This is a genomic window from Mariniluteicoccus flavus (assembly GCF_054776655.1).
In genome coordinates, this window is sequence record NZ_BAAHBN010000001.1 from 62,314 (window position 1) to 88,307 (window position 25,994).

The window sequence follows — 25,994 nt, forward strand, 5'->3', positions numbered from 1 at the left end:
CAGGATCTGTCCTAGCCGGGGTCGACAGTGAAGACATGAGCACACACGAGATCACCCAGGCCGCCCTCGACCAACTCGACCACCACTGGACGACCCAGCTGCGTCCACGGCTCGACGGGCTCACCGACGACGAATACCGCTGGGAGCCCGTTGCCGGCGCCTGGAACGTCCACCCGATGGGCACCGGCGCCACGCCGATGGCCGCCGGGGCCGGCGACATCGAGATCGACTTCGCGTTCCCCGAGCCCACCCCGCCCCCGGTCACCACGATCGCGTGGCGGCTCGGCCACGTGATCGTCGGAGTGTTGGCGATGCGCAACGCCGACCACTTCGGACACCCAGAGACGTCCTACCAGGCGTGGGACTACGCCGGCACGGCCGACGGCGCCCTCGACCAGCTCGACGAGCAGTACGCGCGGTGGGTCGCCGGCGTACACGGGCTCGACGTCGAGGCGTTGGCCCGGCCGTGTCACGAGGGCGAACCGGGCGGCCCCTACTTTGAACTGCCCATGCTCGACCTCGTGCTCCACATCAATCGCGAGGTCATCCACCACGGCGCGGAGATCGCGCTGCTCCGCGACCTGTACGCGCACCGCTGACCCCACCTCACCCCACCCCCGCAGAACCCAACCCCACCAGGAGATCCCATGTTTCCCGCCATCCACACCGAGTCCGAAACCTACGTCGGCTACATCTCCGAGATGCTCGACGGCATCCGAAACTCCGCGCACGGCCTCACCGACGACCAGGCGCGCGAGACCCCCTGCCGGTCGACGCTGTCGATCGGCGGCATCATCAAGCACTGCACGTGGGTGATGGCGACCCAGATCGGTCGACGGCGGAGCGAGTCCGGCACCGCGGAGGGCGCGAAGGAGTTCATGTCGAGCTTCATGGCGGCTCCCGACGAGACGATCGACGCCCTGCTCGCCCGGTTCGACGAGACCCGGATCGCCTATCTGCAGGCGATCGCGGGCCTCGACCCGGACGCCGAGATGACCGTCGCGCCGAAGCCGTGGGAGGACATCCTCGAGCCCACGCAGGCTTCCACCCGGCTGCTGCTCGCCCACCACATCGACGAGTTCGGCCGCCACGCGGGCCACGCCGACATCATCCGCGAGCAGGTCGACGGCGCTGACGCCATGGGCCTGCGGTTCGCGGTCGAGGGGCGCGATGGCAACGCGTACATCACCCCGTGGCGACCGGTTGGGGCTACTTCGGGCGCTTGAGCGAGACCTGCTCGCCGAACGTCGTGTAGCGCGATCCGGACAGCCGGGCCATCGGGTCGAGCACCGACTCGACGGGCCGGTCGCCGTTCATGGCCTCCTCCGCGACGGCGGCGTGCACGACGCGGCCCAGCACGATGAAGGAGTCACCGACCGGGATCACCTGCTCCAGCACACATTCCAGAACGGCCGGCGATCCGCCCACCCGTGGCGGACGGACGCGTACGCTGGGCTCCTCGGTCAGCCCTGCGTGCGCGAACTCCGACTCCCCGTGCGGCAGGGACGCCGACGTGGCGTTCATCGCCTCGAGCTGCGAGCGCGAGGCGAGGTTGACCACGAACTCGCCGGTCGCCTCGATGTTGGTCAGCGAGCCCTTGCGTCCGACCGAGGTGAACTGGACGATCGGGGGCTCGCCCGAGGCGACGGTGAAGAACGAGTGGGGCGCGAGGTTCGGACGCCCGTCGGCGTCGACGGTGCTGACCCACGCGATGGGGCGCGGGATCACCAACCCTGTCAGCAATCGATAGGGCTCCGGTGCCGCCAGCTCGGCGACCGCGATTTCACGCATCGTCATGGGTTCACGCTAACCCACGCCCCACGCGTACGTCCGACAACGGCATCAGGACACGTTGTCGTGGTACGCCGCGTCGCGCGTCTCCTGGGCCGGCGCCAGGCCGATGATCGTGGTGATGGCAGCGGCGACCACATAGAGACCGACATACCAGATCTTGCCGCCGTTGAGCTGCCACAGGGCGACGAGCGCGAACGGCGCGGGACCGGCGCCGACGACCGACGCCATGTTGTAGGCGATGGCCGATCCGGTGTAGCGCACGTTCGACGGGAACAGCTCCGGCAGGTACGCAGCCATCGGCCCGTAGGTCAACCCCATCAGGGAAAAGCCGATGACCAGACCGGCGAGGGCACCGTGGCGGCCGGCGTTGAAGATCGGGTGGAGGGCCAGTCCGTACGCGGCGATCAGCACGGTCACCCCCAGCAGCATGCGGCGGCGTCCGAGCTTCTCCGCGAGCGGTCCGGAGACCACGGTGAAGATGCCGAAGAACACCACGGCCAGGATGAGGAACGTCAGGAACTCGGTGCGCGCGAAGCCCAGGCCGGGGGTGAAACCGGCCGGGTTGAACGGCTTGCCGGCCTTGGCGGCGGCGGCCGCTGCCTTCTCGACGATGTTCGGCGCGGTGCCGTAGGTCAGCGTGAACGCCGTCATCATGTAGAAGATCACGTAGGTCGCGACCATGATGATCGTGCCGAGGATGAGCGGCTTCCACGAGGTCTTCAGCACGCGCGCGAGCGGCAGCTTCACGACCTGGTTCTCGTCGAGCACCTTCTGGAACGACGGGGTCTCGATGAGCTGGAAGCGGACATAGAGGCCGACCGCGACGAGGATCGCCGACACCAGGAACGGGATGCGCCAGCCCCACGCGCTGAACGTGGCGGCGCTCATGTTCTGGTTCAGCAGGAGGAACAGCAGGTTCGACAGCAGGAAGCCGATCGGCGCACCCAGCTGCGGGAATGTGCCGTAGATGGCGCGTTTGCCCTCCGGGGCGTTCTCGGTGGCCAGCAGCGCCGCGCCCGACCACTCACCGCCAAGACCGATGCCCTGCGCGAAACGCAGCACCACAAGGAAGAGCGGCGCGAGGATCGACCAGCCGGGCGTGTGTGCGGTCGGGAGGCAGCCGATGAGGAACGTGCCGATGCCCATGACCAGCAGGCTCGCCACGAGCGTCTTCTTGCGCCCGATCCGGTCGCCGTAGTGGCCGAAGATCAGCGAGCCCAACGGGCGCGCGAGGAAGGCCACGCCGAACACCGCGAAGGACGCGAGAAGCTCGGTGGTGGGGTTCTTGGACGGGAAGAACAGGCTCGGGAAGACGAGCGAGGCGGCGGTGCCGTAGGCATAGAAGTCGAAGAACTCGATCGTGGTGCCCACGAGGCTGGCAGTGAGGACACGCTTCGGCGAGTTCGGGTTGTGTCCCGTCTCGATCCTCGGCGGCAACTCGGCGGTGTCGGTCATGGGTGCTCCTGGTGCGGCGGGGTGTGCCAGATGTGGCGGGCACAGGCTAGGGGCGGTCTCACGCTTCGAGAGGTGTGGGCCACATTCTGGTACGCCTGACAAGACGCGGCCGCGCGTTCGGCCTAGCCGAGGGCCAGGCGTACGCCCAGCGCCAGCATGATCACGCCGATGACGATGTCGAACACCTGCCAGGCGCGCGGCTTGGCGAAGACGCCGCCGAGGGCCCGGGCCCCGAACCCCAGGCCGGCGAACCAGACGATGCTGCCGGTCCCGGCCCCGACGGCGAAGGCCCAGCGGTGGCCCGCGTACGCGTTCGCCACCGAGCCGAGCAGCATCACGGTGTCGAGATAGACGTGGGGGTTGAGCCAGGTGAAGGCCATCGCCGTGAGCACCGCGCGGCGCAGCGAGATGCCGGCCCCCGTGGTGTCGGTCGTCAGCTTCTCGCTCGACAACGCGCGCCGGAAGGCCAACAGGGCATAGACGATGAGGAACGCCGCGCCGGCGAACCGGATGACCGTCACCAACCACGGCACGCCCTCGATGAGGGCGCCGACGCCCGCGACGCCGGCCGCGATCAGCACGAGGTCCGAGAGGGCGCAGATGGCGACCACGGGCAGCACGTGCTCGCGGCGCAGGCCCTGGCGCAGCACGAAGGCGTTCTGGGCGCCGATGGCCACGATGAGGGACAGGCCGAAGCCCAGCCCGGCGAGGGCGGCGAGGACGGATGCGGTGGTCATGGCACCCACGCTAGGCGCCCCGAATGGTGTCGTCCAACTGAAGATTCTTCACCACCTTTAGCATTGCTTCATGAGCGATTTCGACTCCGCCCACCTCGCCACCCTCGTCGCGGTCGTCGACGAGGAGTCGTTCGAGGGGGCCGCGTACGTGTTGGGGATCTCCCCGTCCGCTGTCTCACAACGGATCCGCGCGCTCGAGGAGGCGGTCGGTCGCGCGGTCGTGCGGCGTACGCGCCCCGTCGAGCCGACCGAGTCGGGGCGCGTGCTCCTGCGGCTGGGGCGCCAGGAGGCGCTGCTCCGCGCCGACGCCCTGACCGAGCTGGGGCAGGGATCGGTCCGCACGGTCATCACCCTGGTGATCAACGCCGATTCCCTGTCCACGTGGGCGCTCGAACCGCTGCAGCGCGTCGCACGCGAGCTGCCCGTGGTCTTCGACGTGCGACGCGAGGACCAGGACCAGTCGACCGCTCCCCTGCGGGACGGCACCGCCATGGCCGCGGTCACCTCGGTGTCCGAGCCCGTGCCCGGATGCCGGGTCACGCGGCTGGGGGCGATGGCCTACCGTCCCATGGCGACGCCCGAGTTCGTGGACCGCTGGTTCGGCGACGGCATCACGCCCGAGGCGCTCGCGGACGCCCCGGTCGTGAACTTCGACCGGTCCGACGACCTGCAGGCGCGGTGGATGCGGCGCCGGACCCGGCGACGGCTCGACCCGCCCGTCCACTACGTGCCGGAGTCCACGACGTACGCGGCCGCCGTCCGCCTCGGGCTCGGCTGGGGCATGATCCCGACGCGCCAGGCGACCGGAGGTCTGGTCGAACTCGTGGCGGGCGAGGCGATCCGCGTGCCGCTGTTCTGGCAGCAGTGGAAGCTCGAATCCCCCACCCTCGACGCCGTCGGGCGGGCGTTCGCCGAGGCGGCGCGGAGCGGGTTGGACTGACGGAGGGCGATCAGCTCACCACGACTCGCCGCCGCCGCCCCCGCTGGGCGTCGGTCCGAGATCGGCGACGTTGCCCTGGGTGGACGCGGGCTCGCCGAGGATCTCCGCGTACCGCTCGCGCAGCGCCTCCCAGCCGTACGCGAGGGCGTCGGCTCCGACGACGCGCGGCACGTCGAGCCCCTGGGCGAGGCCCTCGAGCACGGCGAGGCAGACGTGCCACCCGGCCGCGTACAGCGGCGCCTCGGAGGGCTCGTCGAACGCCTCCTGGAGGCCGAGCTGCGCTGTCGGTCCGAGGTCGACGACGCCCCAGCGCACGAGGTGGTCACCCCACCGGTGGACCAGGGCGTTGGGCGCGTCGACCACCTCGACATCGGCCGTGACGGGATCCTGGCCCGGCGACTCGGTCGACAGGACGGGTCCGGTCTCGGTGAGCGGGCGCTCGGGGACGATCGGCGACCAGCGCGCCAACTCGGCCGGGTCGGTGACCTTCGCCCACAGCCACGCGGCGTCGACCGGGAGCTCCCGCACCATGGTGAGGAGGAGCCGGCCCTCGACGCGGTCGAGCGAGGCCTGGGGCGGACGGGCGTCGATGAGGTCCTGGATTCGGGAGTCCATGGGGCTCAGTATGCCGATCGACGATCCTGACGCCCCAGCATCTCGTGAAGGCATCGGCGGGCCGCAGGGCCGCGTACGCGCAGGTCGTCTCGTGTGCGCGGGTTGTGTCGACACGCCGAACGCAGAACGCAACCTGCGCAGCGGTGTGCACAAGTTGCGTTCTGAGGGCGGAGCCCGACGTCAGGGGTGAGTCAGACGTTGAAGCCCAGCACCCGCAGCTGGTCGCGGCCGTCGTCGCTGATCTTCTCCGGCGTCCACGGCGGCATCCAGACCCAGTTGATCGCCGAGCGCGTCGTGAGATCGGCGAGCGCCGACGAGACCTGGTCCTCGATCACGTCGGTCAGCGGGCAGGCCGCTGACGTCAGCGTCATGTCGACCGTCACCGAGTGGTCGTCGTCGACGTGGAGGCCATAGACGAGGCCGAGGTCGACGACGTTGATGCCGAGCTCGGGGTCGACGACGTCCTTCAGCGCCTCGGTGATCTGCTCGACGTCGGGCTTGTCACCGGCGGGCGTGACGGCGGGTTCGTCGGGCAGGGTGTCCTTGACCAGGTCGGACGGACGCTGGTTCGCCGCCTCCTCGGCCCGGTCGGACTGGGTGTGGTGGTCGCCCTCGGCGGCCTCGAGATTCGTGGTCGCCTCGGGAGCGTGGGTCATCTCAGGGTTCTGGGTCATCTCAGGACTCCTTCTCGGTGGTCGATCCGGCACCTACGGATGCCTGGGCGACGGCGTCCTTGAACGCCGACCACCCGAGCAGGGCGCACTTCACGCGCGCCGGGAACTTCGCCACTCCAGCGAACGCGATCGCGTCCTCGAAGCGGTCCTCGTCGGGCTCGATGCGGCCCTTCGACTGCATCATCTCGCGGAACTCGTCATGCAGCTCCAGCCCGTGGGTCACGGGGTGGCCGATGACCAGATCGGTCATCACCGACGTCGACGCCTGCGAGATCGAGCAGCCCACGCCGTCATAGGACACGTCGGCGACCCGCCCGTCCTCGACGTGGACGCGCAGCGTCAACTCGTCGCCGCAGCTGGGGTTCACGTGGTGCACCTCGGCCTCGAACGGCGTACGCAGCCCGCTGTGATGCTTCTCGCGATAGTGGTCCAGGATGATCTCCTGATAGAGCTCCTCGACATTCACGTCGCAATCACCTTCCCCGGAAGAACTTGATGGTGTACGCGAGCCCGTCGACGAGGGCGTCGACCTCGGCGCGCGTGGTGTAGAGGTAGAACGAGGCGCGCGTCGACGACTGCACGCCGAGCCGCTCGTGGAGCGGTCGGGCACAGTGGTGTCCGCCGCGCACCGCGACCAGCTTCGAGTCGAGGAGCTGCGACACGTCGTGGGGGTGGATGTCGTCGAGCGTGAACGACACCGCTCCCCCGCGCTCCACCGCCTCGGCCGGGCCGAGGATCCTCAACCCGGGAAGGGATTTCAGGCCCTCGAGCGCGTACGCGGTGATGTCGGCCTCGTGGGCCGCGATCGACTCCATGCCGAGCGCGGACAGATAGTCGACCGCCGCGCCGAGGCCCGCGGCCTGGGCGATCGGCGGCGTGCCGGCCTCGAAGCGGTGGGGCGGCGGGGCGAACGTCGAGCCCGTCATCTTCACGACCTCGATCATCTCGCCGCCGCCGAGGAACGGCGGCAGCTCGGCGAGGAGGTCATAGCGGCCCCACAGCACTCCGATGCCGGTCGGGCCGACCATCTTGTGGCCGGTGAAGGCCACCAGGTCGGCGCCCAGCTCGGCCACGTCGGTGGGGACCTGCGGCACGGCCTGCGACGCGTCGACCACCATCGTGGCGCCGACGGAGTGGGCCTGGTCGGCGATCTCGCGCACGGGGTTCACGGTGCCGAGCACGTTGGACACCCACGTGACCGACACGATCTTCGTGCGCTCGTTGATGATCCCGTCACGGCGGGCGGCGTCGAGGTCGAGCCGACCCTCGTCGGTGATGTCGAACCATCGCAGGGTCGCGCCCGTGCGCTCGCACAACATCTGCCACGGCACGATGTTGGAGTGGTGCTCCATCACCGAGATGACGACCTCGTCGCCGGGGCCGAGCCGCGCGCCCAGCGAGTGGGCACAGAGGTTCAGCGCCTCGGAGGCGTTCTTGGTGAACACGACCTCCTCGGACTGCGCGGCGCCGATGAACGCGGCCACCTTCGCGCGGCCGCCCTCGAACGCGTCGGTCGCCTCGGCGCCCAGCAGGTGCATGGCGCGAGCCACGTTGGCGTTGTGGTCGCGATAGTGCTCGGCGATCGCGTCGATCACCGCGAACGGCTTCTGCGACGTGTTCGCGGAGTCGAGATAGACGACCGGCCGGCCGCCCGACTCCCGGCTGAGGATCGGGAAGTCGCGGCGTACGGCCTCGACGTCGAACCCCGGGCCGCCGACCCGATCGCCCGCGGGCAGGCTCACGTCGCCGAGCTCCTCCGTGAGGGGGATCTCGGGGTTGGCGGCCTGGGGTGCGGACGGATCAGGCATTCGCGCGGGCCGCCTTCACGTACTTGTCGTAGCCCTCCGCCTCGAGCTGGGTCGCGAGCTCGGCGCCGCCCTGTTCGGCGATGCGGCCGTCGACGAAGACGTGGACGTAGTCGGGCTTGATGTAGTTCAGGATGCGCGTGTAGTGGGTGATCAGCAGCACGCCGCGATCGCCCTGCGCCGAATAGCGGTTCACGCCGTCGGAGACGATGCGCAGCGCGTCGATGTCGAGGCCGGAGTCGGTCTCGTCGAGCACGGCGAAGCGCGGGTTCAACATCTCGAGCTGGGCGATCTCGTGGCGCTTCTTCTCGCCGCCGGAGAAGCCCTCGTTGACCGAGCGCTGGGCGAACGACTTGTCGAGGTTCACGCGCTCCATGGCCTCGTTGACCTCCTTGACGAACGTGCGCAGCTTCGGCGCCTCGCCGTCGAGGGCGGTCTTCGCGGTGCGCAGGAAGTTCGACACCGAGACGCCGGGAACCTCGACGGGGTATTGCATCGCGAGGAACAGGCCCGCGCGGGCGCGCTCGTCGACCGACATCTCGAGGATGTCCTCGCCGTCGAGCAGCACGCGGCCGCCCGTCACGTCATATTTCGGGTGGCCGGCGATCGAGTACGCCAGCGTCGACTTGCCGGAGCCGTTCGGCCCCATGATCGCGTGGACCTCGCCGGAGTTGATCGTGAGGTCGACGCCCTTGAGGATCTCCTTCGCACCCTGCTCGGTGTTGACGGACACGTGGAGGTCGATGATCTCGAGCTTGGTCATGGCTATCAGGCTTCCTGGGAGTTCGTGGTGGTGGACTGCGCGGGGTCGAGGGGGTCGGTCCCCTCGCGGTGGGATGGCGTGCCGACCGTCTGGGCGAGCTCGGTCTCGATGGCCTCGAGGAGCTTCTCCTCGACGGCGGGCACGCCGATGCGGCGGATGATGTCGGCGAAGAAGCCGTGGACGACGAGGCGGCGCGCCTCGGTCTCGTCGATGCCGCGGCTGCGCAGATAGAACAGCTGCTCGTCGTCGAAGCGGCCCGTGGTGGACGCGTGGCCGGCACCCGCGATCTCGCCGGTCTCGATCTCGAGGTTCGGCACGGAGTCGGCCTGGCAGCCGTCGGTCAGCACGAGGTTCTTGTTGGACTCGTAGGTCTCGATGCCCTCGGCCACCTTGCGGATCAACACGTCGCCGACCCACACCGAATGGGCCTTCTGGCCCTGCAGCGCGCCGCGGTAGTCGACGTTCGACTTCGTGTGGGGCTGGTTGTGGTCGACGAACAGGCGGTGCTCGATGTGCTGGCCGGCGTCGACGAAATAGAGCCCGTACTGCTCGATCGAGCCGCCGGGGCCGGCATAGTCGGCGGACTCGACGACGCGGACGAGGTCGCCGCCCAGCGAGACCGACACGCTCTTGACCTCGGCATCGCGCCCGACGGTGAACGACGTCTGGCCGGTGTGGACGGCGTCGTCGGCCCAGTCGGCGATCGACACGAACGTCACCTGGGCGCCGTCGCCGACGACGACCTGGGTGAGGTTCGCGTACGTCGCCGAGCCCGTGTGGCGCAGGGCGATCGTGGCGCGGGCGTGGCTGCCGACCGTGAACACGACGTGGCTGTGCACGACGTCGTCGACCGAGGCGCCCGCCAGGTCGATGACGACCGGCTCGGCCAGCTCGGCGTTGGCCGGCACGTCGACGCGTACGGCGCCGCCCGCGTGGGCGGCAGCCATGGCCGCCAGCCGGTCACCGGGCGCGCGGCCACCGAGCGTACGCGCCGTGTCGGCGTCGATCTCGGTGACCGTGACGCCCTGCGGGACCTGGGCGTTCCACTGCAGACGAGCGCCGGTGCCGTCGGCCTCGAGCAGGCCGCGGAGGCGCTTCAGCGGCGTGAACCGCCAGATCTCCTCGCGGCCCTTCGGGACCGCATGGTCGGCCAGGTCGTACGACGGCGTGGGGTGCAGGTGGGACGGGATCGAGGTCTCGACCGCCTGCGCCACGTTGGGCTTGGTGTCCACGGACAAGGTGGGATTCTCTTTCTGGGTTGAGGTTCGGGGCTTCGACTCGCTGTGCTCGCTCAGCCAACGTGTGACCGAACCGGCGTCAGCCGACGGCGCCTTCCATCTGCAGTTCGATCAGGCGGTTGAGCTCCAGCGCGTACTCCATCGGGAGCTCCTTCGCGATGGGCTCGACGAAGCCGCGCACGATCATCGCCATGGCCTCGTCCTCCTCCATGCCGCGCGACATCAGATAGAACAACTGGTCGTCGGACACCTTCGAGACGGTGGCCTCGTGGGCCATCGACACGTCGTCCTCGCGGACGTCGACGTAGGGGTAGGTGTCGGAACGCGAGATCTGGTCGACCAGCAGCGCGTCGCACTTCACGGTCGACGCCGAGTGGTGGGCGCCCTCCTGGACCTGCACGAGGCCGCGGTAGGACGAGCGGCCGCCGCCGCGCGCGACCGACTTCGAGATGATCGAGCTCGACGTGTAGGGCGCGCAGTGGACCATCTTCGAGCCCGCGTCCTGGTGCTGCCCCTCGCCCGCGAAGGCGATCGAGAGGGTCTCACCACGGGCGTGGGCGCCCATCATGTAGACGGCCGGATATTTCATCGTGACCTTGGAGCCGATGTTGCCGTCGATCCACTCCATCGTCGCGCCCTCCTCGCAGGTGGCGCGCTTGGTGACGAGGTTGTAGACGTTGTTCGACCAGTTCTGGATGGTCGTGTAGCGGCAGCGCGCGTTCTTCTTCACGATGATCTCGACCACGGCCGAGTGGAGCGAGTCGGACGAATAGATCGGCGCGGTGCAGCCCTCGACGTAGTGCACGTAGGCGCCCTCGTCGACGATGATCAGCGTGCGCTCGAACTGGCCCATGTTCTCGGTGTTGATGCGGAAGTACGCCTGCAGCGGGATCTCCACGTGGACGCCCTTCGGCACATAGATGAACGAGCCGCCCGACCACACCGCGGTGTTCAGCGCCGAGAACTTGTTGTCGCCCGTCGGGATGACGGTCGCGAAATACTCGGCGAAGAGCTCCGGGTGCTCCTTCAGCGCGGTGTCGGTGTCGAGGAAGATGACGCCCTGGCGCTCGAGCTCCTCGTTGATCTGGTGGTAGACGACCTCCGACTCGTACTGCGCCGCGACGCCGGCCACCAGGCGCGCCTTCTCGGCCTCGGGGATGCCGAGCTTGTCGTAGGTGTTCTTGATGTCCTCGGGCAGGTCGTCCCAGGTCTGGGCCTGCTTCTCCGTGGAGCGGACGAAGTATTTGATGTTGTCGAAGTCGATCTCGTCGAGCTCGGCGCCCCACGTCGGCATCGGCTTGCGGTCGAAGAGCTTCAGGCCCTTCATCCGCAGGTCGAGCATCCACTGGGGCTCGCTCTTGAGCGCGGAGATGTTGCGTACGACGCCTTCGTTCAGGCCGCGCTGCGCCGTGGCGCCGGCGGTGTCGGTGTCGTGCCAGCCCCACGCATATTTGCCCAGGGCCTCCAGGTGCTCGTCCTGGGTGACCTCGGTCTCGGGACGGTCGATCTGGGTCATGTCAGCCCTTCCGGTTGTCGGTGCGGGCACGCACCGGGATGGTCGTTCCATAGGTGCCCCCGGGGCCGGGGGCGATCTTCGGGATGTGGGTCGTGCAGACACCGTCGCCGTGGGCGATGGTGGCGAGCCGCTGGACGTGGACGCCCAACAGCTCGGAGAACAGGCGCGTCTCGGCCTCGCACAGCTGGGGGAACTGCTGGGCGACGTGGGCCACCGGGCAGTGGTGCTGGCACAGCTGGTCGCCGAGGTGGGCGGGCTTCGTCGACGCGACATAGCCGTCGTCGCTCAGCGCCTCCGCCAGGATCTCGACCGGGTTGCGCTCGGGATCGGCGGCGCGCAGCGTCTGATAGCGCTGCTCGACCTCGCGTACGCGGGCACTCGCCAACTCGTTGACCGCGGCGTCGCCGCCGGCGCGCGCCAGCTGGGCCAGCGCGGCGATGGCGAGGTCGTCGTACGCCTGGTGGAACGAGGCCCGGCCGAGGTCGGTCAGGGCGAAGATCTTCGCCGGACGGCCGCGCCCACGCGCGCCATAGACCCGCTGCTCGCGCGCCTCGAGGTGACCCTGCTCGATGAGGGTGGTGGTGTGGCGCCGGATCGCGGCAGACGTCAGGCCCAGTCGATCGGCCAGCGCGGCCGCCGTGGACGGGCCGTGCTGCATGATCGACTGGGTCACGCGCTGCCGGGTGGATGCGTCGTCGTGGCTCGCATCGGCCCCGGGCACGCCAACGGCGTCGGGTTCCTGCATGCTTTTCACAACGCCATTCTTGCGTTAATTAATCCAGAGTCAACGAAGGTGTGCCTAAGTGACCGCCGGGGCGCGGGCGCGCGCGGTCAGTCGTCCCCGAGCAGCGCCTCGATCTCCTCCTCCGCCTGGCGCACGATGGCCCGCATGCGGTCCTCCGCCAGTCGTGACTCGCCGCGCTGGATCGCGACCGCGGTGTCGAGGTGGAGCTTGCGGGCCTCGTCGGCGACGCGCAGGATGAGCCCCAGCCCGTGACGGCCCGTCAGCTGCTCGGCGACCACGTGGTCGAGCCGGGCGAACATGTCGTTGCGCGAGGCGCGCAGGATCAGTGCGTGGAACTCGATGTCGGCGTCGAGGTAGGCCGGGAGGTCGTCGGCGTGGGCGCAGGCCTCCATCTCGCCGGCCAGGACCGTCAGCCGACGCCCCTCCTCCGGCGTGCGCCGAAGGGCGGCCAGCGAGGCCGCCACGGGTTCGATCGCCTCGCGGAGCTGGGTGAGCTCGAGGATCTGCTGGTTGCGCCCCTCCGAGGCGAGTCGCCAGCCGATCACGCGGGGGTCGAACGCGTTCCAGGAGCCAGACTGCTGGACGGTCACCCCGACACGACGGCGGCTCGCGACCATGCCGAGGGTCTCCAGCACGCGCAGGCACTCCCGCATCGACGAGCGGGAGGCCCCGAACTCGGCCTCGAGGTCCTCGGCCCGATGGACGCTCCCCTCGGCGAGGCCCGAGCGTACGATGGCCAGACCGAGACGATCGACGATCGCGTCGTGGCGCGCCGGGGTGGGGAGCTCGGAGGCGGGGCTGAGGGTGACGCCCATCGTAAGCCTTTCGTAATATGTATCAGGCGGATCGATCTTGATAAGTCATACATTAAACCCTAGAGTTCTTCAGCAACAGCGGTAGCAACGGTGCGCCGCGACAGAACGGAGAACGTGATGACGACTCATCGTTTCGCACGAGGGGGCGCCGTGCTCGCCTCCCTCGTCGCCGGCAGCCTGGTCCTGACCGCCTGTGGTGGCGGCGGCGACCAGCCCGCCTCGGAGACCAAGGAGATCAAGGTCACCATGGCCAACCATGTGTGGACCACGGAGATCCAGAAGGCCATCCCTGAGTTCGAGAAGGCCACCGGCATCAAGGTCAACGTCACGACGCTCGGCGAGAGCCAGCTGTCGGACCAGTACAACGTCAAGCTCAACGCCGGCACCAACGAGATCGACGTGATGATGTATCGCCCGCTGCAGGAGGGCCGCCAGTTCGCCAAGAACAAGTGGGTGGCCGACCTGACGAAATACACCGGTGAGGCCGACTACAACTGGGCCGACTTCCAGGAGCCCGCGAAGGCCTCCACCACCATCGACGGAAAGGTCACCGGCGTGCCGCTGATCACCGAGCGCGAGGTCCTCTACTACAACAAGGACATCCTGGCGAAGGCCGGCGTCCAGCCGCCCAAGACCCTCGACGAGCTCGAGGCGGCCGCCAAGACCGTCAAGGAGAAGGTGCCCGACACGTTCGGCATCGCGATGCGCGGCCAGAAGGCCGCCGCCGTCACCCAGTTCTCCAGCTTCCTGTTCTCGGAGGGCGGCGACTTCGCCAAGGACGGCAGGTCCACGCTCGACTCCGAGGCCGCGAAGAAGGCGTACGCCCGCTACGGCGGCCTGCTGAAGAACTACGGCCCCCCCGGCGCCTCCAACATGAACTGGCCCGACGCGTTCGCGATCTACCAGCAGGGCAAGGCGGCGTTCCTGATCGACGCCGATTCGCTGTACAAGAACGCGATCGACCCCCAGAAGTCGAAGGCCGCCACCACGACCGGGTACGCGGCGTTCCCCGCGGGCTCGGCCGGCTCGAAGCCCTACAACATCACGTCGTGGGCCCTGGGCATCAACAACGACTCCAAGGCCAAGGACGCGTCCTGGAAGTTCATCAAGTGGGCCACCGACAAGCAGATGACCCTCAAGATGCAGCAGGCCGGCACCCCGGGCGCCCGCGCCTCGGTGTGGTCGGACCCGCAGGGCACGACGAGCTTCCCGAAGGAGCTCGCAGACGTCATCCAGGAGCAGGCGAAGAACGGCGTCGGCCATGACCGGCCCGAAGTCGTGCAGGTCGGCAAGGCCCGCGACATCGTCGGCGGACCGATCATCGCCGCGATCGGCGGCCAGGACGTCAATGGCGCCCTTTCCACCGCCCACAAGGACTTCCAGACCTTCCTGGACGGCGAGAAGAAGTGAGCCGCGGCGGCGGCTCCCCCACGTCTTCATCGACGCGGGGAGCCGCCGCTCTCACGCGCTGACCGGCGCATTCCCCGCACCACAACCGTTTCCCGCCCCACAACGATCCCCGCCGTCGTACGCCGGATCTCGACCCCTGGAGCGTCATGTCCACCACCACCGCACCCGCCCGCCGCGGCATGCGGCCCACGTCCAAGTTCGGCGTGTGGGCCAACAAGCACCGCAAGTGGCTCTTCGCCGGGCCCGCCATGTTCTTCGTCGTCGGCATGGTCGCGTTCCCCATCGGCTACACGATCATGCTGTCGCTGACCGACGCCTCCGGCTCCGTCCGCGCGGGCTTCGAGTTCAATGGCGTCGACAACTACGTCTCGGTCCTCTCCGACACCAAACGCTTCTGGCCCGCGGTGTGGCGCACCGTCTGGTTCACCGGCGTCGCGATCATCGTCGAGATCATCCTCGGCATGATCATCGCGCTGCTGCTCCGCAAACCCTTCATGGGCCAGGGAATCGTCCGCGTGATCATCCTCCTGCCGCTCGTCGCGACCCCCGTCGCCGTCGGCATGATGTGGCTGCTCATCTTCGAGCCGACCAACGGCGCGGCCAACCAGTTGATGAAGGCGCTGGGGCTGCCGGCGCAGGGGTGGATCTCGGATCCCAAGCAGGCGTTGGGAACGCTGGCCTTCGTCGACATCTGGCAGTGGACGCCGATGGTCGTGCTGATCCTCCTGGCGGGCCTCACGTCGCTGCCGGAGGAGCCCGACGAGGCCGCCCGCGTCGACGGCGCCAACGCCTGGCAGCGGTTCTGGTTCGTGACCGTGCCGATCCTGATGCCGACGATCGTCGCGGCGATCCTGCTGCGCTCGATCGACGCCCTCAAGACGTTCGACATCCTCTATGCCACCAAGGGCAAGGGCGGCGGTTCGTCCAACGAGGCCGAGACGCTGAACGTGTACGCGTACGGGCTTTCCTTCGACTACAACGACTACGGCCTCAGCTCGGCCGTGCTCGTCCTCTTCTTCGTCATGATCATGATCGTGGTGTCGATCCTCGTGATCCGCCGGAACAGGAGCACGCTGTGAGCACCGCAACGCGCCGTCCCCCCGCCTCGCAGACCGCCGGCCGCATCGGGCGCGTCGTCGGCCTCGTGTCGATCATCTTCCTGTTCCTGGTGCCGCTGGTCTGGATGGTCCTCGCCTCGCTGAAGACCAACCTCGACATCACCGACCCCGCGAAGACGCTGTTCTTCACGCCCACGCTGGAGAACTACCGCACGGTGTTCGGCCAGCAGAACTTCCTGCCGTTCATCTGGAACAGCCTCGTGATCGGCACGCTGTCGACGCTGTTCTCGCTGATCCTCGGCGTCCCGGCCGCGTACGCGATGTCGCGCTTCGACATGCGCCGCTCGTCGGCGCTGGTGCTGATGGCGCGCATCATCCCGGGCGTCTCGCTGCTGGTGCCGTGGTACTACGTGTTCTCGAACCTGCGGCTGGTCGGCAACTATTCGGCGCTGATCCTGTCGCACATGTTCGTCGCACTGCCGCTGATCGTGTGGATCATGCTCTCCTATTTCGACGGCATGCCGACCGAGCTCGAGGAGTCGGCGCAGGTCGACGGATTGACGCCCATCCAGGCGTTCCAGAAGATCTCGCTGCCGCTGTCGGCCCCCGGCATCGCGACGGCGAGCATCCTCGCGTTCATCTTCTCCTGGAACAACTTCATGTTCGCGCTCGTGCTGTCGGGTGAGAACACGCGTACGCTCCCCGTCGCCATCTTCAACTTCATCGCCTACGCCAACATCGACTGGGGCGGCCTGATGGCCGCCTCGACCGTCATCACGGTGCCGATCATGGTGCTCGCGCTGTTCATGCAGAAATACATCGTCGCCGGCATGACCGCCGGTGCCACGAAGGGCTGATTCCACGTGAAGATCACCAAGGTCGAGACCTTCCTCGTCCCCCCGCGCTGGCTGTTCGTCAAGGTGTCCACCGACGAGGGCATCTCCGGCTGGGGCGAGGCCGTCGTCGAGGGCCGCGCCCACACCGTGCGCGCGGCCGTCGACGAGCTGGCCGAGCTCATCGTGGGCCAGGAGGCCATGCGCATCGAGGATCACTGGCAGGTCATGACGAAGAGCTCGTTCTATCGCTTCGGGGCGGTGTTCTCCAGCGCCGTCGCCGGCATCGACCAGGCGCTGTGGGACATCCAGGGCAAGGCCCTCGGCGTGCCCGTGCACGTCCTGCTCGGCGGGCCCGTGCGCGACCGCATCCGCGTCTATTGCTGGGTCGGCGGCGACGACCCCCGAGAGGTGAAGGACCAGATCCAGCAGCAGGTCGACGCGGGCTTCACCGCCGTGAAGATGAACGCCAGCGGGAGGATGACGCGCATCGCGACCGTCTCGGAGATCAACGGCGTCGTCGAGCGCGTGGCGGCGGCGCGCGAGGTCCTCGGCGACGACCGCGACGTGGCCGTCGACTTCCACGGGCGCGCGAGCGTCGCCAACGTGCGACGCATCGCTCCCCTGCTCGAGCCGCTGAATCCCCTGTTCATCGAGGAACCCACGCTCCCGGAGAACACCCACCTCCTGCGCGAGATCACCTCGGCGACGACCATCCCGGTCGCCACGGGCGAGCGCCTGTTCAACCGCCAGGAGTTCCTGCCGGCGCTGCAGGCCGGCATCGCGATCGCCCAGCCCGACCTCTCCCACGCGGGCGGCATCTCCGAGGTGCGCCGCATCGCCAGCCTCGCCGAGACGTTCGACGTGCAGCTCGCGCCGCACTGCCCGCTCGGCCCGCTGACGCTGGCCGCGTCCCTGCAGGTCGGCTTCGCATCGCCGAACCACATCATCCAGGAGCAGTCGATCGGCATCCACTACAACGCGGGCGCCGAAGTGCTGGACCACGTGGTGAACAAGGAGATGTACAGGTTCGTCGACGGTCACGTCGAGCGGCCCACCGCCCCCGGCCTGGGCGTCGAGATCGACGAGGCGTCGGTGCGCCGCGCCGACGAGGTCGGCCACCGCTGGCGTACGCCGTGGTGGCGTCACAACGACGGCTCGTTCGCGGAGTGGTGAGCACCCGGTGGTGAGCCCATGGCTGTGACCGCCGAGGTCGTCGCCCTCGGCGAGACCATGACCCTCGTGGTGCCCGACCCCGTGGGGCCGCTCGCCACCGCCGCGACCTTCGCCCTCGGCACCGCCGGCGGCGAGTCGAACGTCGCGCAGTGGCTGGCCGCGCTGGGCCACGACACCGTCTGGGCCTCGCGGGTGGGCGCCGATCCCCTGGGCGCCCGCATGCGGGAGGCCATCGCGCGGTGGGGCGTACGCGTCCTCGCCGCCGATGACCCGACAGCGCCGACGGGGCTGATGGTCAAGGACCCGGCCCCGTCGGGCACGTCGGTGCGCTACTACCGCGCGGGGTCGGCGGCCTCGCGCATGTCGCCGGGCTGGCTGGCGGGCCTCGGCCTGACCAGCCGACTCGTGCACACCACCGGCGTGACCTCGGCCCTGTCGGAGGACTGCCGCGCCATGGTCGCCTCCCTGCCGGACGCGGTCCCCGGCGCCGTCGTCTCGTTCGACGTGAACTTCCGGCCGCGGCTGTGGTCGGCCTCCGACGCGGCGCCGGTCCTGCGCGCCGAGGCCGAGCGCGCCGACCTGCTGTTCGTGGGGCGCGACGAGGCCGCGACCCTGTGGGGCACCGAGTCGGCCGCCGACGTCCGCACGCTGTTCGCCGACGCATGCCATCTCGTGGTGAAGGACGCCGACGTCGGCGCGTGGGAGTTCCACGGCGACGACGCGGTGTTCGTGGAGTCGCCCACCGTCGACGTCGTCGAGCCCGTGGGCGCCGGCGACGCGTTCGCCGCCGGATTCCTGGCGGGCTGGCTGCGGGGCTGGGCACCGGAACGGCGCCTCGCGCTCGGCCACCGCCTCGCCGGGCTCGCGCTCCGGTCCCCCCTCGACGTCCCCGAGACCGCCCTGTCCCCCGACTTCCGCGAGGAGATCCTGCGATGACGAACCCCGGCTTCGACTCCTTCGTCGCTCAGCCAACGCACCACCGAGGAGATCCCGCGATGACGAACCCCGGCTTCGACTCCTTCGGCGCTCAGCCCACGCATCACCGGTCCGCCGTCGAGGACCTGCTCGCCACGACGCCGGTGATGGCGATCCTGCGCGGCTTCGGCGTCGAGAAGACCGTCGAGACCGCCCGTCGCGCGTGGGACCTCGGCATCCGCCTGGTGGAGGTGCCGATCCAGTCGCCCACCGACGTCGAGGCGCTCGCCGCCACCGTCGAGGCCGGCCGCGAGCGCGGGGAACTCGTCGGGGCCGGCACCGTCGTGTCCGATGACCACGTCCGCCAGGCCGTCGCCGCCGGTGCGGCCTTCACCGTGGCGCCGGGCTTCGACGACGAGGTCCTGCGTACGGCCCTGGACGCCGGGCTCGCCGTCCTCCCCGGCGTCGCGACCGGCTCGGAGGTCCAGGCGGCCCAGAAGCTGGGGCTCACGTGGGTCAAGGCCTTCCCGGCGGCTGAACTCGGCGCGTCGTGGTTCACGGCGATGCGCGGCCCGTTCCCGACCATGGGGTTCGTCGCCACCGGCGGCATGGACGCCCACACCGGCCCCGCCTTCCTCGCGGCCGGCGCGCGCGTCATCGCCGTCGGGTCGGCGCTCAACGACCCGGCGCAGCTGCCTCTGCTCGCGGAGCTCCTCGGCCCGGCGGAGTGAGCCCCAGGGCGTGAGGACGCTCACAGCCGGGCGGCCCGTTCGGACCGCGGCCCCCGCGTGACGCGGGCTTAGACTTGCCCGGTGCCCAGCCCTGACCCTTCCCCGCCGGTGGGCTCCCCCGCGCTCGACGTCGCCGACCTGAGGCTCGCGCTCGGCGGACGGCCGGTCCTCGACGGGCTGTCGCTGCGCGCCGACGCCGGCCGCGTGACCGCCCTGCTGGGGCCCAACGGTGCGGGCAAGACCACCGCTATCCGGTGTTGCACCGGCCTGCTGGCGCCCGACTCCGGCCACGTACGCCTGTTCGGGCACACCCCGGCCGAGGCGACCGCCGCCGGCCTGGTGGGCGTGATGCCGCAGGCGACCGGCGCGTGGTCGGGCGTACGCCCGCTCGAGCTGGTGCGCTACCTGGCGTCGTTGCACGCCCACCCGCTGCCGGTGGACACGCTGGCCGAGGAGCTGGGGCTGACGGACTTCGCGGGCACGAACTATCGCCGCCTGTCCGGCGGCCAGAAGCAGCTCGTCAACCTGGCCGGCGCCCTCGTGGGGCGGCCGGCGCTGGTCCTGCTCGACGAGCCCACCGCGGGGCTCGACCCCCACGTCCGCCGCCGCGTGTGGGCGCTGATCGAGCGGCTGCGGGCCGCCGGGCTCGCCGTGCTGCTGACCACCCACCACATGGAGGAGGTCGAGCGACTGGCCGACGAGGTCGTCATCGTCGACCGCGGCCGCGCGCTGGCCCACGGTCCGCTGGGTGAGATCGCGGACGGGCGCCCCCTCGAGGACGTCTTCCTCGAGCTGACCACCCCCGGGCGGGTGTCGTGAGCCTCGACCTGTCCCCCGCGCCCGGCGCGGCACCGGCTGCCACCCGCGTACGCGCGCACGCGCTGACCGAGGCGAAGCTGCTGGCGCGCAACGGCGAACAGCTGCTCCTGGCGCTGGTGATCCCCGTGGCGATCCTCGTCGGCGGACGCTTCCTCGGCCCGCGCGTCGGGCTGGGCTTCGACCAGCTCGCGCCGTCGGTGCTCGGGCTGGCTCTGTGGTCGTCGGCGTTCACCTCGGTGGCGATCGCGACGGGCTTCGAGCGGTCGTACGGCGTGCTCGAGCGCCTCGCGGCCACGCCGCTGACGCGGACCGGGCTGGTGGCCGGCAAGGCGGCGGGCCTGGGGCTGGTCGCCCTCGCCCAGCTCGCGGTGTTGGCCGCGGTCGCGCTGGCGCTCGGCTGGCGCCCGGTCGTGACCGTCGGCGCGCTGGTCGTCGCCGTGGCGTCGTGTCTGCTGGCGGCGGCCGCGTACGCCGCGTGGGCGCTGGTGATGGCGGGCCGGCTGCGCGCCGAGCTCACCCTGGCGCTGGCCAACCTCGTCTATCTCGTGGGGCTCGCGGCCGGAGCGGTCGTGTGGCCGGTGGCTGCGTACCCCGCCGTGGTGCAGCCGCTCGTCGCCGCGCTGCCGACCGCGGCCCTCGGCGAGGCGCTGCGCGCGGCCTCGCACGGCGAAGCGGCCTGGTGGTCGCTGCTCGTTCTCCTCCTGTGGGGCGCCGTGGGCGCCCTCCTCGCTCGAAAGGTGTTCCGATGGATGTCGTGACCTCGTCCCGCAGTTCTGCCGCGTCGGTCGGCATCGCCGTCGACCACGAGGGCGACCGCGGCTGGCGGATGCTTCGCGGATGGGCCCTCGGCAGCCTGATCGGCAACATGGCGCTCATCCTGACCGGCGCGCTGGTGCGACTGACGAAGTCGGGGCTGGGCTGCCCGACGTGGCCGAAATGCACCAACGAGTCGCTGATCCCCCAGGGCATGGGCCTGCACGGCGCCATCGAGTTCGGCAACCGCCTGCTGACGTTCGCCCTCGTCGCCCTCGCGATCGGCACGTTCGTGGCCGCGTGGCGGCTGCGCGACCGCGGTCGCCCGCGCCGCGACCTCCGCCGGATCGCGTTCTGGGCGGCGCTCGGGATCCCCGCGCAGGCCGTCATCGGCGGCATCACCGTGCTGACGAAGCTCAACCCCTATGTCGTCGCCGGCCACCTGCTGGTGTCGGTCGCCCTGATCGTGCTGCTCGTCCTGCTGGTGCGGCGCTCGCGCCGCCTCACCCCGGAGACGGTGTCCCGCGCGGGGGCGCTCTGGTCATCGCTCACGTTCTGGTGGATCATGGCGTCGGTCGTGCTCGGCACGCTGGTGACGGGCTCGGCGAGGCACGCGGGCGACGACGCGGCGGCGCGGACGGGCTTCACGCTCGAATACATCGCGAAGGCCCACGCGTGGACCGTGTGGCTCGTGGTGATCGCGATGGCCCTGAGCTGGTGGTTCACGCGCTCCCGGGCGGCCCTGTGGGTCATCGTCGCGGTGCTGTTCCAGGCGCTGGTCGGCTATCTCCAGTATTTCAACGGCCTGCCGATCTGGATCGTCGCGCTGCATATGGTGGGCGTCGCGCTGGTCAGCGCGCTGGCGGCGAACCTGTGGTTCGGCGTACGCGCGGCTCCGCGCGCCTGACGGGCCTCAGAACAGCAGCGGGTCGATGGCCGCGGCCAAGAAGACCAGCGCCAGATAGCTGTTCGACCAGTGGAACAGCCGCATCGGCTTCAGGTCGGCGTCCAGCAGGCCTGCCTCGGCGCGGCGCAGCAACTGCCACGACTCCCAGAGGAACACCGCGCCGCCGATCGCGGCGACGGCCGGATAGAGCCAGCCCGTGCCGGCGACCGGCCACAGCGCGAGCGACGTCACGACGGTGAGGACCGAATAGACCATGATGCGGCGAGCGACGCGCGGGGCCTCCATGACCACCGGCAGCATCGGCACGCCGACCGTCGCATAGTCCTGCCGATAGCGGAACGCCAGCGCCCAGGTGTGGGGCGGCGTCCAGAAGAAGACGATGGCGAACAGGATGAACGGGGCCAACGACACCGAGTTCGTCACGGCGGTCCAGCCGATCAGGGGCGGGAAGCAGCCCGCGATGCCACCCCAGACGATGTTCTGCGACATCGACCGCTTGAGCCACATGGTGTAGACGAAGACATAGAAGGCGTTGGCCCCGAGCGCCAGCACCGCCGAGAGCGGGTTGACGAGCAGCACGAACAGGGCTGTCGAGACGACGGCCAGCACGACGCCGAACACGGTGCCGGCGGTCGGTGAGACCTGGTGGCGCGGCATGGGGCGACGCCGCGTACGCCGCATCTTCTCGTCGATGTCGCGGTCGAGGACACAGTTGAACGTGTTCGCCGAGGCGGCCGACAGCCCGCCCGCGATCAAGGTCCACAGCATGAGGCTCAGCGAGGGGACGCCGCCCTGGGCGAGGAACATCGCGGGGGCGGTCGTGACGAGCAGCAACTCGATGACCCGCGGCTTGGTCAGGCCCACGTAGGCCTTGATCACGTCGAACCACGTCGCGGCCCCGACGATGACCTCGGGCGTCGTGACGGAGGGCGCGGGGGTGGTTTCGATTCGGGACACAGAACTCACTCACATCGATCGGACGTAATCGCACCGGAGTCTACGCTGCAACCCCCGTGACCCGCACATCGTCGGGCAACTTCGGCGCGGTGCCGCACCGGAGGGCTGACTCCCCCGCTCGCTACGATGCCGCGCATGACTTCGCCGGAGCCGATGGACCCGCAGCGCTATGCGGCCGACCTGCTGACGCGCGCCGAAACCATGTACGCCGACGCGCGCGCCCAGGCCCGGGCGCTGGACGCGATGGCGGTGACCGCGACGCAGGGCGACGTGACCGTACGCGTGGTCCCCGGCGGCACATTGGAGGGCTTCACCGTCGCCGAGGGCGCGACCGCCAGCGCGACCGCACTGACCCGGGACTTCGCCGACGCGTACGCCGCGGCGATGACGGCGCTCACCGGACGCGTCGCCGCCCACTCGGGCGGACTCGACGCGACGGTGGCGGGACTTGCCGACCCGGCCCCCGGTCCGGAGGCCGACGCGCCCCATGCGCCGATGGTGGCGTACTCACCCGTGCCGGAGACGCGTCCCGAGCCGCTGCCCACCGACGATGCGTTCGACGCGCTGCTGGCGACCCTGGACGACGCGCCCGACGACCTCCAGTCGTTCGTGAACCACCCGACGTTCCAGCGCCTGCAACCGGGCGGCGACCCGGAGACGTGGCAGCACGACCTCGAGCGACAGGTCAGCGCGATCACGGCCCACGCCGACGACCTCGCCGAGGCGGCGCGCACGATCCGCGGCGAGCACGACAGCGCCGTCCTCCGCCTGGAGGTCGGCACGGGCGGCCGCGTCGAGCGGCTCGTGTTCAAGGAGGCCGTCCGCGGGTCCGCCCCCGACGAGGTCGCGACCGCGGTCACCGAGGCGTACGCGGAGGCCCGCGCCGACGCGGAACGCCAGCTGTCTGAGGCGGCCGCCGCCCTGGACATCGAAGAGCCCGAGGGACCTGCCGAAGGAGAGCGCCCATGAGCGAACGCGAGACCTTCTCGGTGAGCGAACTCACCAACCATGCGCGATCGATGGGCGAGGTGGCGAGCCAGGTCGGCGCGACCGTCGCGCAGGCGAGCAAGCAGCCGAACCCGCTGATGTATGGCGCCCTGATGAGCCCGCTCCTGACCGGCGTCATGACGGCGATCACGTCCGCCGGCGGGCGCTATCTGCAGGAGGCGTCGAACGCCGTCAACGCCACCCGCGACGGCCTGGAGAAGACACGGGACGCGTACGCGAAGGTCGAGCAGACCAACACCGAGCTGGCGAGCCGGGCGAACGACTGAGGCCGACCATCATCGTGGGGTGGGCGTGACTTTTCGCTCATCAGTGACGATCTCGAGGCGATCTGAGTGTCCGAAAACGGCACTGGCGAGCGAAAAGTTGCGTTCACCGTGTCACTTCCGCAGCGGCGGTCGTCCCTCGTCCGACCGGAGCTGGTCGGCCCCGATGCCCTGCTGTTCCTGCCACTGGCGCAGTTCGACGTCGGCCCACGGGGAGGCCTCGGCCCCCTTGAGCTTCTTCAAGAAGTCGTTCAGGAGGTCCACCCCCCGCTGCTCGTCGGGGCCCGCCTGCCAGTCGAGCCCGGTGGCGAGGTTCGCCCCGACCGCCTCGCCGTAGTAGCGGGCCCACTCGCTGTCGGACGCATGCACCATCGCGTCCCGCCAGGGTCGGGTCTGCTCGATGAGCCGTTGCCCGGGAGCCCCGAGGGAGTCCAGATGGGCGTACAGCTCGTCCAGGGCTGCGACGGCCAGCGGGATCGATGACTCGGTCATGTCGTTCCTCTCACCATGGGGTCTGTTGGATCAGCCAACGATCGGCGCCGCCGGCTCCTGCGTCGGGGATGGTCCCGCGGGGCACGAAGATCTGTTCTCCGCCGCCCGGCAGGTGAAACGGGTTGTCCGGGGTCGACCCGGTGCCGATCTGGGGGCCGGCGGGCCCCACCCACACGGGAATGTCCTGAGTGGGTGAATAAGCCACCACGCCGTGGTTGCCGTTCCACTCGTTGAGGACCGCCATGTCGCTGCGCAGGTAGTCGTCGTTGGCCGGCGGCGTACGCGTCCAGAACTCGCCGTCGGGGCGCTGCCCGTCGCCCACCACGCGATACCGCGTCTCGCCGGCCGGCCAGGTCTCGGGCCGCGGCGTCTCCCCGAACGTCTGGAGGGCCCGTTCGTCGAGTTCGGGCCACCCCTCGGGGACCTGGTCGGGGGCATCGGCGCCGATGCGTTCCGGCAGGCCCGGGGCAGCCTGCGTCTCCGGTGTGGTGTCACCGGGTCGGAGGTAGGGATGGTCGGCGGACGACGCCGGGGTGGAGGGGTTCGCGACAGGCTCCGGGTCGCCGAACGGCGGCCCCGCCGGACGCGGGCCCTCCGGGGTGTCGGACGACCGGGGACCGTTCGGCGAGGACGGCGGCGGACCGGAAGGACCGTCGGGTGAGTCAGGAGCGGCGCGGCCCGCGCGCGCGGCCGCGCCGGCGGCCTTCGCCCCCATGCGGGCGAACGCGTCCGCCGCCTTCGCGAACATGCGGCTCAGCGGACCGATCTTCGAGGTGAGCTTCGAGAGCTTCGCGAAGACCTTGGAGATGCCCTTGGCGACCTTCCCCAGGACCATGGCGACCTTGGCCGAGGCCCAGGCGGTGTAGGCCGCCAGTGACGCGCCCACCGTGGGAATCGCCGACGCGGCCGCGATCACCGCATTCGTCACCAGGCTGATCACCAGTTCCTTGATCAGTCCCCACACCAGCTCGCGCAGCACCGCGACGATCCCCCCGGCGACCTTCACCGCCGTGCCCATGGTCTGCGCCAGCCTCGCGCTGGACTGCAGCGTCTGCCCGACGTTCTGCTGCACCTTCACGTACGCGTCGCGGCCCGGCCCACGCCACACCGGGATCTCACTGGCCACCAGCTGCGCGTGGCGCGTGGCCTGGGCCGCGAGCTGCTGCGAGGCGGCCTCCCAGCCGGCCGCGTACGTCATGATCTCGGGCGGGTCGCCGAGCAGCAGGTCGAGCGGCTCCTTGACGAACGAGACGTTGTTGGCGACCCAGTCGAGCAGCGGCCCGAGCGCCGCACCCACGAGCGCGCCGGCAGGGTCGAGGAACGCGCCGAGTGCCGCCATGCCGAGACCCGCGACGCTCGTGGCGTCGTCGAGCCCGAGCTCGCCGTCGCCGAGGGCCTGCGCGGCCTCCATGGACTCCTGCAGCACGGGCACTCACCTTTCGTCCTCCCCGTCCACCGACCGGGGTCCCGACAGGCTAGTGCGGCATGGGGTCGATCCCCCGGGGCGGAGGCCCCCGCGTACGCCCATGGCGATAGGCTCGGAGGTGACCCACATCGCATGCCATCGAAAGGACC

General features: G+C 70.1%; 29 protein-coding genes. 14 read left to right on the forward strand and 15 right to left on the reverse strand.

What is annotated here, in order from left to right; genetic code table 11:
- Window positions 1-35 precede the first annotated feature (35 nt).
- Together ACYVAG_RS00315 and ACYVAG_RS00320 are read left to right on the forward strand one after the other, a co-directional pair.
- A complete protein-coding gene (locus ACYVAG_RS00315; RefSeq protein WP_460765105.1) occupies window positions 36-599 on the forward strand; it encodes a DinB family protein in 564 nt (187 codons plus the stop codon).
- 48 nt (window positions 600-647) lie between these two features.
- A complete protein-coding gene (locus ACYVAG_RS00320) occupies window positions 648-1,226 on the forward strand; it encodes a mycothiol transferase (protein WP_460765107.1) in 579 nt (192 codons plus the stop codon).
- Here ACYVAG_RS00320 and ACYVAG_RS00325 read toward each other — a convergent pair.
- The 3 genes from ACYVAG_RS00325 to ACYVAG_RS00335 all read right to left on the reverse strand — a co-directional run bounded on the left by ACYVAG_RS00325 (window position 1,210) and on the right by ACYVAG_RS00335 (window position 3,986).
- Window positions 1,210-1,797: a flavin reductase family protein gene (locus ACYVAG_RS00325; protein ID WP_460765109.1), complete on the reverse strand. Its 588-nt coding sequence runs from the start codon at window positions 1,795-1,797 to the stop codon at window positions 1,210-1,212. The genes ACYVAG_RS00320 and ACYVAG_RS00325 overlap by 17 nt on opposite strands.
- A 45-nt stretch (window positions 1,798-1,842) precedes the next feature.
- Window positions 1,843-3,249 carry an MFS transporter gene (locus tag ACYVAG_RS00330; RefSeq protein ID WP_460765111.1) on the reverse strand — a complete coding sequence of 469 codons (1,407 nt, stop codon included), beginning with the start codon at window positions 3,247-3,249 and terminating at the stop codon, window positions 1,843-1,845.
- A 122-nt stretch (window positions 3,250-3,371) separates the two neighbouring features.
- Window positions 3,372-3,986 (reverse strand): LysE/ArgO family amino acid transporter, encoded by a 615-nt coding sequence (locus tag ACYVAG_RS00335; protein WP_460765113.1) that lies wholly within the window; start codon window positions 3,984-3,986, stop codon window positions 3,372-3,374.
- A gap of 70 nt (window positions 3,987-4,056) precedes the next feature.
- Here ACYVAG_RS00335 and ACYVAG_RS00340 point away from each other — a divergent pair, with 70 nt between their 5' ends.
- Window positions 4,057-4,926, forward strand: a complete 870-nt coding sequence (locus ACYVAG_RS00340) for a LysR family transcriptional regulator ArgP (RefSeq protein WP_460765115.1) — start codon at window positions 4,057-4,059, stop codon at window positions 4,924-4,926.
- Between the two features lie 15 nt (window positions 4,927-4,941).
- On the opposite strand, the gene ACYVAG_RS00345 is transcribed toward ACYVAG_RS00340, so the two are convergent.
- The 9 genes from ACYVAG_RS00345 to ACYVAG_RS00385 all read right to left on the reverse strand — a co-directional run bounded on the left by ACYVAG_RS00345 (window position 4,942) and on the right by ACYVAG_RS00385 (window position 13,097).
- Entirely contained in the window at window positions 4,942-5,541 is a 600-nt protein-coding gene (locus ACYVAG_RS00345) for an SRPBCC family protein (RefSeq protein WP_460765117.1), read from the reverse strand.
- A 191-nt stretch (window positions 5,542-5,732) separates the two neighbouring features.
- Window positions 5,733-6,215, reverse strand: a complete 483-nt coding sequence (locus tag ACYVAG_RS00350) for a metal-sulfur cluster assembly factor (protein ID WP_460765119.1) — start codon at window positions 6,213-6,215, stop codon at window positions 5,733-5,735.
- 1 nt (window position 6,216) lies between these two features.
- Entirely contained in the window at window positions 6,217-6,681 is a 465-nt protein-coding gene (gene sufU, locus ACYVAG_RS00355) for a Fe-S cluster assembly sulfur transfer protein SufU (RefSeq protein ID WP_460765121.1), read from the reverse strand.
- Window positions 6,682-6,688: 7 nt separating this feature from the next.
- Complete coding sequence (locus ACYVAG_RS00360) at window positions 6,689-8,023, reverse strand: cysteine desulfurase (protein ID WP_460765123.1); 1,335 nt, start codon at window positions 8,021-8,023, stop codon at window positions 6,689-6,691.
- Complete coding sequence (gene sufC, locus ACYVAG_RS00365) at window positions 8,016-8,783, reverse strand: Fe-S cluster assembly ATPase SufC (RefSeq protein WP_460765125.1); 768 nt, start codon at window positions 8,781-8,783, stop codon at window positions 8,016-8,018. Before sufC ends, ACYVAG_RS00360 begins: the two co-directional genes overlap by 8 nt.
- 5 nt (window positions 8,784-8,788) lie before the next feature.
- A complete protein-coding gene (gene sufD, locus ACYVAG_RS00370) occupies window positions 8,789-10,015 on the reverse strand; it encodes a Fe-S cluster assembly protein SufD (RefSeq protein WP_460766759.1) in 1,227 nt (408 codons plus the stop codon).
- 85 nt (window positions 10,016-10,100) lie between these two features.
- Window positions 10,101-11,537: a Fe-S cluster assembly protein SufB gene (gene sufB / locus ACYVAG_RS00375; RefSeq protein ID WP_460765127.1), complete on the reverse strand. Its 1,437-nt coding sequence runs from the start codon at window positions 11,535-11,537 to the stop codon at window positions 10,101-10,103.
- A gap of 1 nt (window position 11,538) precedes the next feature.
- The gene (locus ACYVAG_RS00380) at window positions 11,539-12,282 is read right to left on the reverse strand and encodes a helix-turn-helix transcriptional regulator (RefSeq protein ID WP_460766761.1); all 744 of its coding nucleotides are present in this window, start codon (window positions 12,280-12,282) and stop codon (window positions 11,539-11,541) included.
- Window positions 12,283-12,368: 86 nt separating this feature from the next.
- A complete protein-coding gene (locus ACYVAG_RS00385; protein WP_460765129.1) occupies window positions 12,369-13,097 on the reverse strand; it encodes a FadR/GntR family transcriptional regulator in 729 nt (242 codons plus the stop codon).
- Between the two features lie 117 nt (window positions 13,098-13,214).
- On the opposite strand from ACYVAG_RS00385, the gene ACYVAG_RS00390 reads away from it, so the two are divergent.
- The 9 genes from ACYVAG_RS00390 (at window position 13,215) to ACYVAG_RS00430 (ending at window position 21,699) form a co-directional block, all read left to right on the forward strand.
- Window positions 13,215-14,507, forward strand: a complete 1,293-nt coding sequence (locus ACYVAG_RS00390; RefSeq protein WP_460765131.1) for an ABC transporter substrate-binding protein — start codon at window positions 13,215-13,217, stop codon at window positions 14,505-14,507.
- Between the two features lie 146 nt (window positions 14,508-14,653).
- Window positions 14,654-15,586 (forward strand): carbohydrate ABC transporter permease, encoded by a 933-nt coding sequence (locus tag ACYVAG_RS00395; protein ID WP_460765133.1) that lies wholly within the window; start codon window positions 14,654-14,656, stop codon window positions 15,584-15,586.
- Entirely contained in the window at window positions 15,583-16,422 is an 840-nt protein-coding gene (locus ACYVAG_RS00400) for a carbohydrate ABC transporter permease (RefSeq protein WP_460765135.1), read from the forward strand. The genes ACYVAG_RS00395 and ACYVAG_RS00400 overlap by 4 nt, the downstream gene beginning before the upstream one ends.
- Window positions 16,423-16,428: 6 nt before the next feature.
- Complete coding sequence (gene dgoD, locus ACYVAG_RS00405; RefSeq protein WP_460765137.1) at window positions 16,429-17,574, forward strand: galactonate dehydratase; 1,146 nt, start codon at window positions 16,429-16,431, stop codon at window positions 17,572-17,574.
- A gap of 18 nt (window positions 17,575-17,592) precedes the next feature.
- On the forward strand, window positions 17,593-18,510 hold the full coding sequence (locus tag ACYVAG_RS00410) for a sugar kinase (protein ID WP_460765139.1): 918 nt from the start codon (window positions 17,593-17,595) through the stop codon (window positions 18,508-18,510).
- Window positions 18,511-18,569: 59 nt separating this feature from the next.
- The gene (locus tag ACYVAG_RS00415; protein WP_460765141.1) at window positions 18,570-19,220 is read left to right on the forward strand and encodes a bifunctional 4-hydroxy-2-oxoglutarate aldolase/2-dehydro-3-deoxy-phosphogluconate aldolase; all 651 of its coding nucleotides are present in this window, start codon (window positions 18,570-18,572) and stop codon (window positions 19,218-19,220) included.
- Between the two features lie 81 nt (window positions 19,221-19,301).
- Entirely contained in the window at window positions 19,302-20,039 is a 738-nt protein-coding gene (locus ACYVAG_RS00420) for an ABC transporter ATP-binding protein (protein WP_460765143.1), read from the forward strand.
- Entirely contained in the window at window positions 20,036-20,797 is a 762-nt protein-coding gene (locus ACYVAG_RS00425; RefSeq protein ID WP_460765145.1) for an ABC transporter permease, read from the forward strand. Before ACYVAG_RS00420 ends, ACYVAG_RS00425 begins: the two co-directional genes overlap by 4 nt.
- Window positions 20,785-21,699 (forward strand): COX15/CtaA family protein, encoded by a 915-nt coding sequence (locus ACYVAG_RS00430; protein ID WP_460765147.1) that lies wholly within the window; start codon window positions 20,785-20,787, stop codon window positions 21,697-21,699. The genes ACYVAG_RS00425 and ACYVAG_RS00430 overlap by 13 nt, the downstream gene beginning before the upstream one ends.
- 6 nt (window positions 21,700-21,705) lie before the next feature.
- On the opposite strand, the gene ACYVAG_RS00435 is transcribed toward ACYVAG_RS00430, so the two are convergent.
- Window positions 21,706-22,605: a heme o synthase gene (locus tag ACYVAG_RS00435; RefSeq protein ID WP_460766763.1), complete on the reverse strand. Its 900-nt coding sequence runs from the start codon at window positions 22,603-22,605 to the stop codon at window positions 21,706-21,708.
- A 186-nt stretch (window positions 22,606-22,791) separates the two neighbouring features.
- Here ACYVAG_RS00435 and ACYVAG_RS00440 point away from each other — a divergent pair, with 186 nt between their 5' ends.
- Window positions 22,792-23,625, forward strand: coding sequence for a hypothetical protein (locus ACYVAG_RS00440; RefSeq protein ID WP_460765149.1), 834 nt, complete (start codon window positions 22,792-22,794; stop codon window positions 23,623-23,625).
- On the forward strand, window positions 23,622-23,930 hold the full coding sequence (locus ACYVAG_RS00445) for a hypothetical protein (RefSeq protein ID WP_460765151.1): 309 nt from the start codon (window positions 23,622-23,624) through the stop codon (window positions 23,928-23,930). Before ACYVAG_RS00440 ends, ACYVAG_RS00445 begins: the two co-directional genes overlap by 4 nt.
- Before the next feature lie 111 nt (window positions 23,931-24,041).
- On the opposite strand, the gene ACYVAG_RS00450 is transcribed toward ACYVAG_RS00445, so the two are convergent.
- Window positions 24,042-24,419, reverse strand: a complete 378-nt coding sequence (locus tag ACYVAG_RS00450; RefSeq protein ID WP_460765153.1) for a hypothetical protein — start codon at window positions 24,417-24,419, stop codon at window positions 24,042-24,044.
- A gap of 10 nt (window positions 24,420-24,429) precedes the next feature.
- Window positions 24,430-25,845 (reverse strand): hypothetical protein, encoded by a 1,416-nt coding sequence (locus ACYVAG_RS00455; RefSeq protein ID WP_460765155.1) that lies wholly within the window; start codon window positions 25,843-25,845, stop codon window positions 24,430-24,432.
- Between the last annotated feature and the right edge of the window lie 149 nt (window positions 25,846-25,994).